The 12,717-nt window shown below is 75.1% G+C and carries 11 protein-coding genes; 6 read left to right on the top strand and 5 right to left on the bottom strand.

From position 1 onward, the window contains the following. Positions 1–43 precede the first annotated feature (43 nt). Complete coding sequence (locus tag KV557_RS08565; protein WP_218199169.1) at positions 44–712, bottom strand: lysophospholipid acyltransferase family protein; 669 nt, start codon at positions 710–712, stop codon at positions 44–46. 173 nt (positions 713–885) lie between these two features. On the opposite strand from KV557_RS08565, the gene KV557_RS08560 reads away from it, so the two are divergent. Next, entirely contained in the window at positions 886–1,098 is a 213-nt protein-coding gene (locus tag KV557_RS08560) for an EF-hand domain-containing protein (RefSeq protein WP_218199168.1), read from the top strand. Between the two features lie 104 nt (positions 1,099–1,202). Here the strand turns inward: KV557_RS08560 and KV557_RS08555 are convergent, their stop codons facing one another. After that, positions 1,203–3,401 (bottom strand): bifunctional glycosyltransferase/CDP-glycerol:glycerophosphate glycerophosphotransferase, encoded by a 2,199-nt coding sequence (locus KV557_RS08555; protein ID WP_218199167.1) that lies wholly within the window; start codon positions 3,399–3,401, stop codon positions 1,203–1,205. Between the two features lie 804 nt (positions 3,402–4,205). Here KV557_RS08555 and KV557_RS08550 point away from each other — a divergent pair. Beyond that, positions 4,206–4,472: a hypothetical protein gene (locus KV557_RS08550; RefSeq protein ID WP_218199166.1), complete on the top strand. Its 267-nt coding sequence runs from the start codon at positions 4,206–4,208 to the stop codon at positions 4,470–4,472. A gap of 241 nt (positions 4,473–4,713) precedes the next feature. After that, positions 4,714–5,160, top strand: a complete 447-nt coding sequence (locus tag KV557_RS08545) for a YjbQ family protein (protein WP_218199165.1) — start codon at positions 4,714–4,716, stop codon at positions 5,158–5,160. A 28-nt stretch (positions 5,161–5,188) separates the two neighbouring features. Here KV557_RS08545 and KV557_RS08540 read toward each other — a convergent pair whose 3' ends face one another. Beyond that, a complete protein-coding gene (locus tag KV557_RS08540) occupies positions 5,189–5,824 on the bottom strand; it encodes a DUF1990 family protein (RefSeq protein ID WP_256177133.1) in 636 nt (211 codons plus the stop codon). Between the two features lie 139 nt (positions 5,825–5,963). Here KV557_RS08540 and KV557_RS08535 point away from each other — a divergent pair, with 139 nt between their 5' ends. Further along, on the top strand, positions 5,964–6,179 hold the full coding sequence (locus KV557_RS08535) for a hypothetical protein (protein WP_218199404.1): 216 nt from the start codon (positions 5,964–5,966) through the stop codon (positions 6,177–6,179). Positions 6,180–6,201: 22 nt separating this feature from the next. Here the strand turns inward: KV557_RS08535 and KV557_RS08530 are convergent, their stop codons facing one another. Both KV557_RS08530 and KV557_RS08525 read right to left on the bottom strand, forming a co-directional pair. Continuing rightward, positions 6,202–9,240, bottom strand: coding sequence for an AAA family ATPase (locus KV557_RS08530; protein ID WP_218199164.1), 3,039 nt, complete (start codon positions 9,238–9,240; stop codon positions 6,202–6,204). Next, positions 9,237–10,406, bottom strand: coding sequence for an exonuclease SbcCD subunit D (locus KV557_RS08525; protein ID WP_218199163.1), 1,170 nt, complete (start codon positions 10,404–10,406; stop codon positions 9,237–9,239). The genes KV557_RS08530 and KV557_RS08525 overlap by 4 nt, the downstream gene beginning before the upstream one ends. 516 nt (positions 10,407–10,922) lie before the next feature. On the opposite strand from KV557_RS08525, the gene KV557_RS08520 reads away from it, so the two are divergent. Next, a complete protein-coding gene (locus tag KV557_RS08520; protein ID WP_218199162.1) occupies positions 10,923–11,783 on the top strand; it encodes a hypothetical protein in 861 nt (286 codons plus the stop codon). Between the two features lie 206 nt (positions 11,784–11,989). Beyond that, entirely contained in the window at positions 11,990–12,628 is a 639-nt protein-coding gene (locus KV557_RS08515) for a hypothetical protein (RefSeq protein ID WP_218199161.1), read from the top strand. The last annotated feature ends 89 nt before the right edge of the window (positions 12,629–12,717 follow it).

Genomic DNA, 12,717 nt, shown 5'->3' with positions numbered 1-12,717 from the left:
CGACGCCCGGGCGTAGGAATCCCGGCCCGGGCGTAATCCGGGCCTAGGCGGCCTTCGGAACCTCGTTGTAGCTCTCCACGACCTCCTGGCCGGAGAGCCGCTGGATCGCCGCCATCACCTCGTCCGTCACCTGCCGGCGGGCCTTCAGCGAGCGGGCCTGCCCGTGCAGCTCGTCGAAGTGCAGCGGCTCGCCGAACCGGACGGTCACCTTCTTGATCCGCGGCACCCGCTTGCCCACCGGCAGGATCTGCTCCGGGCCCTCCAGCGCCACCGGCACCACCGGGACGCCCGCGGTCAGCGCCAGCCAGGCGACGCCCGTCTTGCCGCGGTAGAGCCGGCCGTCGAGCGACCGGGTGCCCTCGGGGTAGATGCCGAAGGCCTTGCCGTCCTCCAGGATCTCGAGCGCCGACTCCAGGGAGGCCTGGGCGGAGCGGTAGGTCCCGCGTTCGACCGGCACGGCGCCGATCGCCTCGAAGAAGGCCTTGGACAGCCCGCCCTTGAGCCCCGTGCCGGTGAAGTACTCGGCCTTGGCCAGGAAGTGCACCCGGCGCGGGGCGGTCAGCGGGATCACCACGCTGTCGATGAACGACAGGTGGTTGCTGGCCAGGATGACCCCGCCCTTGCGCGGCACGTTCTCGACACCTTCGATGGCCGGCCGCCAGATGCCGCGTGAGACGGGCTTCAGCACCAGCCTGGTGACGAGATCGAGCATGGTCCCTCCCTGGACGAACGAGCGCCCGGGAGGTGCCCGGGCCGTTACCGGTTCCGCAGACTACGCCACCGGCCCCGCCGCCCGTCCACTCCCGCCGACCGTGGCCCTCACCACGGCCGGGTAGGGTACGCCCGTCCGAACACCGCACAACCCGCAATACCAGGAGGGCAACCATGGAGACCACCGAGGCGATCAAGGCCATGTTCGACCGTTTCGACAAGAACGGCGACGGCAAGATCACTCCGGCCGAGTACGCGCTGGTCGCGAACGAGATGGGCGACCACGACGTGACGCTGTCGATGGCCGAGGCCCTGATCCACGCCATGGACACCCACCACCAGGGCTACCTGACCTTCGACGAGTTCCTGGCCGCCCGCCGGGGCTGAGCCCGCGTCGGCGGGGCCGGTCGCCGTACCGGCGGCACCGGCCCCGTCCGCAGGCCCCCGGAGCCCGCTCGTAGAACGTCCGGAGCTCCTGTGCCCACGAGGGCCTACCCCGTCACCGGGAACACCCGGCGCACCACCCGCTCCGCCGCCCCGCCGTCGTCCCACGGGCAGAACTTCGCCCGGAACCGCGCCCGCGCCGCCGGATCGGCGTCGCCCGCCAGCAGCGCCTTCGCCAGCCCGTCCGCGTCCACCGTGACCGCGCCCGGCGGCTCCGCGAACAGGTCGAAGTAGACCCCGCGCACCCGCCGGTACTCGTCCCAGTCGGGCGCGAAGATCACGATCGGCCGGTCCAGCACCGCGTAGTCGAACATCATCGACGAGTAGTCCGTCACCAGCACGTCCGCCGCGAGGTACAGGTCCTCGACCGTCGGGTGCGCCGAGACGTCCACGATCTCCGCCGCGTCCTCGCCCGCCGCCAGGTCGCCCGGGCCGCCGGTGTGGAAGTAGTGCGTGCGCACCAGCAGCGTGTACGCGGGGCCGAGCCGCCGGGCGAGCTCCTTCACGTCCAGCAGCGGCACGTAGCCGCCCTTGGCCTCGCGGTGCGTCGGCGCGTACAGCACGGCCGTACGGCCCGGCCGCAGGCCGATCCGCTCGCGCATGGCGCGCACCTCGTCCGGGGTGGTGTTGGCAAGCCGGTCGTTGCGCGGGTAGCCGGTGTCCAGCATCTCGTACCGGCCGGGGAAGGCGCGGGCGAAGTGCTCGCTGGTGTGCGGGTTGGAGGAGACCAGGAAGTCCCAGCGGTCGATGGCCTCCTGGAGCCGGCCGAAGTCCATGCCGTCGGCGGCCTCGGGGCGGTCCCGCAGGTCCATGCCCATCGCCTTGAGCGGGGTGCCGTGCTGGGTCTGGACGTGCACCGTGCCGGGCCGCTTCGCCATCGTGCGTGGGAAGTTGACGTTGTTGACGAAGTACTTGGCGGTCGCCATCACCTTGAGGTAGGCGGGGGTGTTGACGATCACGTACGGCACCCCGGGCGGCATGGTGGCGGCCTGCTTGCGGTTCTCCACCACCCACACGCCCCGGATCTGCGGGGCGAGTTCCTGCGCCTTCTCGTAGATCGCCGCCGGGCTGCACGCGTAACCCCGGTGCCAGTAGGCCGCGTAGACGGCCAGGTGCTCGTCCAGCGGCAGCCGGCGGAAGGCGTTGTACGCGGTGAACCGGGCGCTGCTGCGCACACCCTTCTTCACCGCCGGGGCCACCGCCCGCGCCCCGCGCTTGAGTTCGCGCGGCAACCGCCCGGTACGGCGCAGCTCCGCGTACGCGATCCGCGCGCCGCGGGCCGCCAGCCGGTACTGCACGCCGCGCACGCCGCCGGGGAACTGGTAGCCGTCCGGGCGGTGGCGGGCGAAGTGCTGGGAGATCCGGCGGAAGAACTCCTTGCGCCGGTCGGCCGGGACGAGCCCGGGGGTGTCGTAGACGTTCAGCGCCTGGCGGACGGTCCGGTCGAAGACCAGGGTGCGCAGCGCGGCCGGGACGGGCCGGCCGGGGCGGTCCGGGCGGTCCAGGAAGGCGAAGATCGCGTCGTACTGGGCGAACACGTCGGCGTGTTTGGGGGAGGTGGTGGCGGTGATCGCGCCGTCCCGGCCGCGCCGGTAGACATAGCAGGGGCGGTCGAGGAAGCGCAGCCGATCGGCCGCGAGCAGCGCGGGGTAGGTGACCGAGATGTCCTCGTAGTAGCCGCGCCCGAAGGAGACGCCGAGGTCGTCCAGGTACGCGCGGCGGAACACCTTGTTCCACACCGACATCACGGTCTGGAACAGCGCCGGGTGCTCGGCCAGCGTGCAGCCCTCGACGAGCGGGGAGCCGAGCAGCACGTGGCGCCACGGGTTGGGCTCGGTCTCGCCGTCCGGATAGACGTGGGTGAAGTCGGTGATCAGGACGTCGGCGGGGACCGGCTGCCGGCCCTCGTGGCGCAGCTCCTCCAGGACCACGCTGACGGTGCGCTCGGGCAGCCAGTCGTCGCTGTCGACGAACCAGACGTACTCGCCGCGCGCATGCGGCAGGGCGGCGGCGCGGGCGCCGCCGAGGCCCTGGTTCTCGGTGAGGTGCAGGACCCGCAGCCGGGGGTCGCGGGCCGCGTACTCGTCCAGGATCGCGCCGGAGCCGTCGGGGGAGAGGTCGTCGACCGCGATCACCTCGAAGCGGGATTCCGCGGCGGGGGTGTCGCCGAGGATCGAGTCGAGGCAGCGCGGCAGGAACCGCTCCACGCCGTGGACCGGGAGCACGATGCTGAGGAGGAGGGACACGCTGGCCGAGTCTACCGATCCACCGGACGCGACCTGCGGGAAGGCCGGTCGGGGCGGTCTCCGGGCACTCTGCGGACGCGCGGCCGGACAGGAGCCGGGCCGGAGCCGAATCGGGGTGGGGCCGGGGCCGGAATCAGGGCTTCAGCCAGGGCTCGGGTCGGGGCTTCGAGTGGGCCCGGAACCGCCGGTGCCGGGCCCCTGGTCGGGGCGGCACCGGCAGCCTGGTGGCGGCCCGGCCGACCCTCTACGGCCGGCCGCCGGTCCGGGCACCCGTCCGAGCCTGGCCGCCGCAGCGTCGAGGCGGCCGGGCAGTGGCTCGGGGGAGCCGGAGTCCTTCATCATTCGAACACGCGCCTGGGCCAGGTGCGGGCCCTCGCGCGTTGTAGGAGATATTGCTTGGAGGTTTCGCCCGAGTCAATCCCTCGAATGTGTTCACTTCATGAATGATCGCTCCGGCTCCGCTGCGTCCGGCTCCCCCGGGCCGGGGGGTGTCCCCTTATCTGGGGGGTGTCCCCTTATATGGACCCCTGTGCTCTCCGCGCTCCCTCCGCGTCATGACCCCGTGCGCCCGGCGCGTACCTCGGGGCCGGGCGCCGGGCCCGTGCCTCCGGAACCCGCTGACGGGCGGCCGCTCGTGCACCATCATTGATGCCTAGTCGGGATCGGCTCTGGTGGCCCCTGGTGCATCGTCAGTTGACGCCGCACGATACGGTGGCACAACACCAAGGACGGTTGTGCGAAGGCCGTCCGTCACGGATAGTCTTCGCCTCACGGCCCTGGCGCCTCGTAGGGGTGGGAAAACTGATGGAACACATGCAAGTGCGGACTCGGCCCCGTGTGCCGGCGATCCAGTGCGGTGTCGGCGCGACCGGCCGCCGGATCGACCGACACCTGGCCGTGCTCGGCGCGCCCGCACTCCCGGCGGTGGACACCGCCGAGGCGCTCGGGCTGATAAGGGAGCTGACGCCGCGCGGCGCCGGCGCCCCGACGGCGCGGCGCCGCCACGCGCGGGTGTCGCTGCTGGCGCCACTGCGTCGCCTGCGGCGCAGCCTCTTCGGGGGACGCGGCTAGGGCTTCGGCCCGCCCCGCACACCCCGGCACCGGCCCGGCGGACCTCATGGACCGTCGGGTTTTCGGTGTGCCTGCTGGTGCCTTGACGTCTTTCGAGCGTTCTTGGCCCGGTCAGGTTCGATCCGGTCCGTGCCGGCTCGATCTTGCTCTGAACCTTGCACCCTATGCCAGTTTGCCTGCGTGGCAAGCGGAGTCGGCGGGGCAGTGCGCCCGGCCCCGCGACGTGGGTCAGGATGGCGCCATGGCGGACAACATCCACTCCCACCCCACCGGTCTGTTCCAGACCGCCACCTTCGAGATCACCACCGGCAGCCGCGAGGTCGCGCTCGACATCACCGACCGCTGCGCCGAGTTCCTCACCGACCGGGCCGCCGGACGCGACGGCCTGCTCAACGTCTTCGTCCCGCACGCCACCGCCGGCATCGCCGTCCTGGAGACCGGTTCCGGCAGCGACGACGACCTCCTCGCCACCCTGCGCGAGCTGATCCCCGCCGACGACCGCTGGCGCCACCGCCACGGCAGCCCCGGCCACGGCCGCGACCACGTGGTCCCCGGCCTGGTCGCCCCGCACGCCACGCTGCCCGTGATCGGGGGCCAACTGGCGCTCGGCGTCTGGCAGTCCGTGGTCCTGGTCGACACCAACGGCGACAACCCGCGCCGGACGGTCCGGCTCTCCTTCCTGGGCTGACCTTCCCGGGTCGACCGGGGCTGCTGCCTCAGGTGCGCTTCGCGGCGGGGCCGGCAACGGCGGCGGCCACCGCGGCGAGGTAGCGCTCGATCGCCAGGTACTGGCAGAGCGCCGCGACCGGGCGGCCCACGCGGGCGTACCAGGCGGCCAGCCGGGAGAAGGCGGCGACCTCGAACCAGACCTCGCCGTCGGGGTCCATGCTCACCAGGAACGACTCCTCGCCGCACTCCGGGTGCCCGGGCAGCGTGCCGTACGCGAAGCCGATCCGGTCCGGCTCGTCCACCGTCCACACCACCCGGCACGGGATGACGAGGTGCGGCCGGCGGGTCCCCGGGAGGCTCAGCCGCAGCAGGACTGTCGCCCCCTCCTCGGCGGGCGCGTACGGGTGGACGGCGAAGCCGGTGCCCAACTGGCTGCCCCAGCCGAGGACGTAGCGCCCGGCCCGCTCCAGCACCTCGGGCCCGCGGCCGAGGTGCACCCGCCGCCGCAGGTGTGCGTACCCGTCCGGCAGCCGCCCCTCCCGGGTGGCCCCGACCTCGGGGTACGTCGGCGCGGCGGCCCGGGCGGCGAGGAGACGCTGGTGGAGGTCCTGGCGCATGCCGTCACCGTAGCGGGGGCGGTCGGGCCGGCGGGCGGCGGGGGCGGCCCGGATGACAGCGAACAACTAACAGATGACAGATTTCAGAGTTTGTCATCTGTCATCTGTTAGTTGTTCGCCGTTCGCTGCCATCCGTCCCCCCGCCCGCCAGCCGCTCTGTACGGCCGCCTTGCGGTGCCGCGGGTGCGCGAAGTAGGAAGGCGGCATGAGCGATAGCGAGACGGCGGACCCGGCGGTCTGCGCCCTGACCCCCGACGAGGGCGCCGAGGCCGCGCTGGTGCACGATCCGGCGCTGACCGGTCCGCGGGCCGACTGTGTGCTGTGCGGGGAGCCGACCGAGCTGCCCGCCGACCACCCGGGCACCACGCTCTGCCCGGTCTGCGCCTGGCAGCAGGCACAGCGCATCGCCTGCTCGGGCTGACGCAAGCGCCGGGCCTCAGGCGTCAGGCGTCCTCCCGCCCGGCCAGGGCCAGGGTCGAGCCGTGCCGGCCCTTGCGGACCAGGAGCTGGGCGGGGATGCGGCTGCGCAGGTCCGCGACGTGGCTGACGATGCCGACCGCGCGGTCGCGCTCGCGCAGGCCGTCGAGGACGTCCATCACCTCCTCCAGCGACTGCTCGTCGAGCGTGCCGAAGCCCTCGTCGATGAACAGGGTGTCGAGCGGCATGCCGCCCGCCTCGTCGGTGACGACGTCGGCGAGGCCGAGGGCCAGGGCGAGGGAGGCGAAGAAGCTCTCGCCGCCGGAGAGCGTCGCGGTGTCCCGCTCGGTACCGGTCCAGGCGTCGACGACGCGCAGCGCCAGGCCCGAGCGCTTGTTGCCGGTGCCGCGGTCGTCGCTGTGGACAAGGATGTACCGGCCGCCCGACATCCGGACCAGCCGGTCGCTGGCCGCGGCCGCGACCTGCTCCAGCCGGGCTGCCAGGACGTACGACTCCAGGCGCATCCGGAGCCGGTTCTCGGTGGAGGTGCCGGCGGCCAGCGCGGCGAGCCGGTTGATCCGCCCGTACCGGAGCAGGGCGGGGGCCAGCTCGGCGGCCAGTGCGGTGAGCTGCCGGCCGATCGCGGCCAGCGCCTCGCAGCGCTCGCGGGCCGCGGCCTGGGCGGCGTGCGCCCGGCGCAGTCGGCCGGTGGCGGCGTCGAGTGCGGACTGGGCGGCGGGCAGGTCGGCGGCGGGACGGGCCGCCGCCGCGGCGAGTTCGGGCAGCGCGAGCTCGTGCCGGACGGCGGCGAGTTCGGCTCGGTGCCGGTCCAGCCGGGCCTCCAGCTGTTCGCGCTGCTCGCGGGGGAGCAGGACAGCGAGTGCCTCCTCGGCGCTCGGGAAGCCGGCCGCGGCCGCCGCCTTGCCGAGCTCGTCGTCGGTGTCGGCGAGCCGGGCTTCCGCTTCTGCGCGGGCCCGGGCGGTATCGGCCAAGGCGGCTACGCCCTCGGCGAGTTGGGCGAGGGCCTCGGCCCGCTCGGCGACGGAGGCCGCCTCGCCCCGGGCGGCGGCCACCCGGGCGGTGAGCTCCCGCTGCTCGGCGTGGAGGGCCTCGATCCGGTCGGTGAGGACGGCGCCGCGCTCGCGGGCCTCGCGCAGCTCGTCGAGCCGGCGGGCACGGTCGTCGGAGAGCCGGCCGATCTCGTGCTCGACCCGGCCGAGCGCCTCCGCGGCCTGTCGCGCCTCGCGGTGCTCGCGCGCCAGCGCGGCGAGGGCCTCCGCGAGCGCGTCGGTGCCGTCCGGCCCGGCCGCCCCGGCGGCCGTCGCCTCGCGGACGCGCAGCGCGGTGAGGGCCTGTTCGGCGTCCGACGCCGCCTGCTCGGCGGCGCTCTGGGCGGCGCGCGCCCGGTCCTCGTCGGCGGCGCTGACCCGGCGGTCCGGGGCGGTCTCGGCGGGTGCCGGGTGCTCGGGCGAGCCGCAGACCCGGCAGGCCTCGCCCGCCCGCAGCTGCTCGGCCAGCTCGGCGGCCATGCCGGTGAGCCGGCGCTCGCGCAGGTCCTGGCTGTGCTCGCGGGCGTCCAGCGCGGCGGTGCGCAGCGCGAGCACGCGCGGTTCGGCGGCGGTGATCTCGCCCCGCAGGCCGTCGCGCTCCCGGGCGGCGTCCAGGCGGGCGGTCAACTCGGCGCGGCGGCCGTCCAGTTGCTCGACCCGGGCGCTTGCCGCCTGCGCCCCGGCCTGCTCTTCCTGGAGTCGGCCCAGGCGGCCGTCGAAGTCGGCCAGCCAGTTCTCGGCCTCCTCGGCGAGGTCCTCGGCGTGCAGCCGCTTCTCGTCCACGGTCCGCAGCTCGCGGGCGAGTTCGGCGCAGCGCCGCTCGTCCGCCCGGGCCGCCTCCAGGCGCACCACCTCGGCGCGCAGCCGCAGTTCGGCCTCGGTGAGTTCCGTGGCCCCGGCCCCGGCCAGCGCCGGGCCCTCGCCGCCGGTGCGGGCCAGCGCATCGCGGTGGCGGCGCTCGGCATCCTGGGCGCGGCCGTACGCCTCGGCGGCGCTCTCGCGCAGGCGCAGCGCGGACTCCACCCCGACGGCAGCCTGCGCGGCGGCCAGCCGTCGCCGGTCGCGCTCCACGGCCGGCCCGAACTCGGCCAGCCGTTCGGCCTGTTGCCCGGCCTGCCGGTGGCGGTGCTGGCGCCCGGCCAGCTCCTCGACGGCCTCGCGGGCCTGCTGGGCCGCGAGGTGGTCCGCCTCGGCGCCCGCCAGCGCCGCGTCCGCGACGGCCTTCTGCTCGGCCGCGCCGGCGCGCAGGATCGCCGCCCAGCCGAGCACGCCCGCCGTCAGCTCGGCGGACTCCTCCTCGGCGGGCACCCAGCCGTCGGCCGGCTCGGCGCCGGGGCCGGCCGCCTGTTCGGCCTTGCTGGCGAGATCGCGCAGCTGGCGCCGCCCGGCCTGGACGGCGGCCTCCTGGGCGCGCCGCTGCTCCGCCAGCCACGCCTCGACGTGCTGGAACCGCTCGGTGTCGAACAGCCGCCGCAGCAGCTTGCCGCGTTCCTCCGAGTCGGCCTTGAGGAACCGCGCGAAGTCGCCCTGCGGCAGCAGCACGACCTGGCAGAACTGCTCGCGGTTCATGCCGATCAGCCGGTGGATCTCCTCCCCGGCCTCCTGGTGCGACTTGCTGACCGCCCGCCAGCCCGGCATGCCGTCCCCCATGTCGGCCGCCCACTCGCGCAGCAGCGTCTGCGGCCGCTCGACCGTCGTGCCGGAGCCGACCTTCTTCGGCCGCCGCTGCTCCGGCAGCCGGGTGATCTGCAGCCGCCGCCCGCCGAGCGTCAGCTCCAGCCGCACCTCGGTCAGCCGGTGCGGGTCGGCGTGGTCGCTGCGCAGCCGGCTGGCCCTGCGGCTGCCCGGCACGTCGCCGTAGAGGGCGAAGCAGACCGCGTCCAGCACGCTGCTCTTGCCCGCGCCGGTGGCGCCGCGCAGCAGGAACAGCCCGCCGGCGGCGAGCGCGTCGAAATCCACCGACTCGCTGCCCGCGAACGGGCCGAAGGCGGTGACGGTGAGCCGGTGCAGCCTCATCGGGGCAGGTCCGCCTTCCGCTCGGCGGTCTCCCGCACGCTCTCGAACCCGGCCCGGAGCCAGCCGAGTTCGTCCCCGTCCGGCTCGGCGCCGGGGCGTACGTGCCGCAGGAAGCCCTCCGCGATCTCCAGGTCGGCCCGTCCGCTGACCCGGGCCGCGTACGAGCGGGACGCTGTGGCCTCCGTCTCCTCGGGGTCGAAGAGCAGCTGCAGGGTGTGCGGGAAGCGGCGGCGCAGGCGCTCCATGGGCTCGCTCGGGCGGGCGGCGTCGGTGAGGGTGGCCTGGACCCAGGACTGCTCGAACGGTGCGTACTTCTCGTCGGTGAGCAGGGCGTCGAGCCTGTCGCGCAGGGTGGCCAGCGGGCGCGGCTGCGGGCAGTCGACGCGCTCGGCCGCCACCGAGCCGTCGGCGGCGAGATCGACCAGCCACATGCTCTTGCGCTGGTTCACCTCGGAGAAGGAGTAGGCGAGCGGGGAGCCGCTGTAGCGCAGGTGCGGGGTGAGGGTCTGGCAGCCGTGCAGGTGGCCGAGCGCGGCGTAGTGCACGCCGTCGAACACCGAGGCGGGTACGGCGGCGACCCCGCCGACCGCGATGTCCCGCTCGCTGTCGCTCGGCGCGCCCCCGGTGACGAAGGCATGCGCCAGTACAACCGCGCGCGTCCCCTCAGGCCGGGCGGCGAGATCGTCCCGCACCCGGTCCATCGCCGCGCCCAGCACCGCCGCGTGCCCGCCGCGCTCCAGCCCGAACCGCTCGCGCACCAGCGTCGGCTCCAGGTACGGCAGCCCGTACACGGCGACCGGCCCGTGCTCGTCGGCCAGCAGCACCGGCACGGCGCACTCGCCCGGGTCCGTGCGCAGGTGGATGCCCGTGCGCCCGATCAGCCCGGCACCGACGCCCAGCCGGCGGGCCGAGTCGTGGTTGCCGCTGATGAACACCGTCGGCACCCCGAGCCCGGCCAGCCGGTGCAGCACGTCGTCGAACAGCGCGACCGCGTCCAGCCCCGGCAGCGCGCGGTCGTACACGTCCCCGGCCACCAGCACGGCGTCCACGCGCTCCTCCTCGACCACCGCCACCAGGTGGTCGAGAAAGGCACGCTGGGCGTCGTGCAGGCTCTCCCGGTGGAACGAACGCCCGAGATGCCAGTCGGAGGTATGCAGCAGTCGCATGGTCCCCGACCCTAACGTCCGCAACTGACAATTCCGCCCGGAACTGTGGACCCGGGGGTTTCGGGAGGTGGTACTCGCTCCGGTCCGCGGGCGGTGGCTTCCGGGCGTCGTGCGCGTTCCGGTACCCGCCGTGGGCGCTCCCTGGGCGTTCCGGGAGGGGCGTGTTCGATTGCGCAGGGTCGATTGTCAGTGACGGTGTGTATGTTCCTCATCGCCGGGCGCTGTGGGCGGTCGGCGAGCGGGCGGTCGTGTCCGCGGTGGGCGAGGGGTGAGGAGTGGACCATGTCGGTGCAGGGGCGGATGGCAGGGGCGTTCGGCCGGTCGGCGCGGGTGCGGTTGCTGGCCGGGCGTGGGGCCCGGCCTGCTGGGAGTGGTCCCGGGCGGGGTGGGGCCGCCTCGGGCGGGCCGGGCAACGGGCGGCCGCCGGGTGGCGGTGGCGGCAATGCGGGGGCCTGGGGGCGGCGGCCGGGTGGGCGGGCGCGCGGGGCACCGCCGCCGTTGCCGGTGGCCGTGGCGGTGGCCGTCGGGGCAGCCGACTTCGCCGGGCTGGCCCGGCACGGGCTGTTCGGCGAGCTCGCGCACCGGGAGTACCTGCGGCGGACGGAGGAGCAGCTGCGGGCCCTGCGCGGGCAGGGACTGGAGGTGCACCTCCGGGTCATGGAGGCGGCCGACTACGCGGACTACTGCGAGGCGGTCGGCCTCGATCCCGGCACCGCCGTCGCCCGGGTCGCGTACGCGGGCGATCCCGAGCTGGCGGGGGAGCCGTTCGTCTACGCGGGGGAGCGGCTGGCCGAGCTGGTCCCGCTGCTGCTGGACGACCACCGGGCCAGGGTGCGGATGTCCGTCGCCTGCGACGTCCTGCTGAGCGCCGTCGGCGCGGACCTCGCCGGGCAGCGGCAGCTGGAGGCGGTGATGGCGTACGTCACCGCGGTCTACGTGGCGGTGGCCGAGGGCGCGGGGGAGGGCTGTCACCTGCTGACGCTGCGTTGCCACGGCCCCGAGGACGGCGAGCAGCTCACCGCGGCGGCCGAGCTGTGCGTCGAGGCGGGCACCTTGTTCCCGGGCGGGCGGGACACGGAGGCCTTCTGCGTGACGCTGGCGGCGGGTGTGGCCGTCGGCGGCGCGGGCGCGCTGCTGCTGCACGGGGATGCGGGGCCCGAGGGGCTGCTGGTGCGCGGGTGGGCGCTGGCCGGCGGGCGGTTGCGGCCGATGGGCGCCCACGAGGTGTTCGACGAGCTGGCCGACGGCGCCGGGCGGGGCGTGCCCTTCCCGTCCGGGGCGCTCCCGAGGCCCGGCTTCGCGCTGCCGGAGTTCCCGGCGACGGCCGACAACGACCCGGCGGACGGCCCCGAGGACGGAGGTGAGCCCCTGGCCTGACCAGGTACTTTCCGCCTTCGCGTCCACCAAGCGGCGCTGGGGACTGTTCATCGACCGCCTGTTCGGGGAAGATTTCGGGGAAGATCAACAGCAGGAGCGTGCGGTGCCCCACGCCGTCGCTCCCGCCGCTCCGCCCCGAACCGCGCTCCGCAGGTCAGCCTCGCGTCCCGTCGGTCCCGGCGAGCCCGACACCGAGAGGGGGGCGCATGAGCAGGATCGAGTACAGCGCGGAGATCGCCGAGCTGCTCGGCCGGGTGCGCCGGCGTCCCACCGCGGGGTGGCCGTGGCGGCCGGGCGAGCAGGTGCCCGAGGGGCTGCCGGTGAAGCAGTCGTGGGGGTGGCTGTTCGCGCCGGACGGGCGGGTGCTGACCCTGGTCAACCCCCGGGACGGCATCTGCTCGCTGCCCGGCGGCTCGCTGGAGCCGGAGGACGCCGGGGACCCGGCCTCCGCCCTGGCGCGGGAGGCCGCCGAGGAGGCCCAGGCCGTGATCGGCCGGCCGTACTACCTCGGTTACCTCTACGACCGGGTCGGTTCGGCCAACGGCGGGCACGAGTGCGCCCGGGTGCGGATGGCGGCGGCGCTGCGGGCGGTCGGCCCGAGCGTTCCGGACCCGGCGTCCGGCCGGCACTACCGGCGGCTGCTGGTCGCGCCCGGGCTCGCGGTCGAGCTCCTGGGCTGGGGCGCGCCCGGGCTGCGCCAGGCACGGGCGGCGGTCGCGTGCGCCGTCCGCTGGCTCGGCGTGCCCGCCGCCGCGAACGAGACGATCGAGGAGCTGCCGGTGGAGGGCTGCGAGGTCTTCCCCGGCACGGTCTACTCGGGCGGCGTCCGCCCGGCGGGTGGCTGAGGCGCGCCGTCGGACGGTACGGCCGGCGCCTGAGGGGGGCTGCCGCGCGCGCCCGCCGCTCCCCGCCCGGCCGTTGAGAGCGGCTGCCG

This window comes from Kitasatospora aureofaciens, from assembly GCF_019192735.1.
Taxonomy (GTDB): Bacteria; Actinomycetota; Actinomycetes; order Streptomycetales; family Streptomycetaceae; genus Kitasatospora; species Kitasatospora aureofaciens_A.
This window is presented reverse-complemented; position numbering and strand designations above follow the sequence as displayed.

Excerpts from the sequence above, each read along its gene's own strand:
- KV557_RS08515 (WP_218199161.1), top strand. The coding sequence starts at position 11,990 with ATGAGCAGGATCGAGTACAGCGCGGAGATCGCCGAGCTGCTCGGCCGG.
- KV557_RS08525 (WP_218199163.1), bottom strand. The coding sequence starts at position 10,406 with ATGCGACTGCTGCATACCTCCGACTGGCATCTCGGGCGTTCGTTCCAC.
- KV557_RS08560 (WP_218199168.1), top strand. The coding sequence starts at position 886 with ATGGAGACCACCGAGGCGATCAAGGCCATGTTCGACCGTTTCGACAAG.
- KV557_RS08530 (WP_218199164.1), bottom strand. The coding sequence starts at position 9,240 with ATGAGGCTGCACCGGCTCACCGTCACCGCCTTCGGCCCGTTCGCGGGC.
- KV557_RS08535 (WP_218199404.1), top strand. The coding sequence starts at position 5,964 with ATGAGCGATAGCGAGACGGCGGACCCGGCGGTCTGCGCCCTGACCCCC.
- KV557_RS08550 (WP_218199166.1), top strand. The coding sequence starts at position 4,206 with ATGGAACACATGCAAGTGCGGACTCGGCCCCGTGTGCCGGCGATCCAG.
- KV557_RS08545 (WP_218199165.1), top strand. The coding sequence starts at position 4,714 with ATGGCGGACAACATCCACTCCCACCCCACCGGTCTGTTCCAGACCGCC.
- KV557_RS08565 (WP_218199169.1), bottom strand. The coding sequence starts at position 712 with ATGCTCGATCTCGTCACCAGGCTGGTGCTGAAGCCCGTCTCACGCGGC.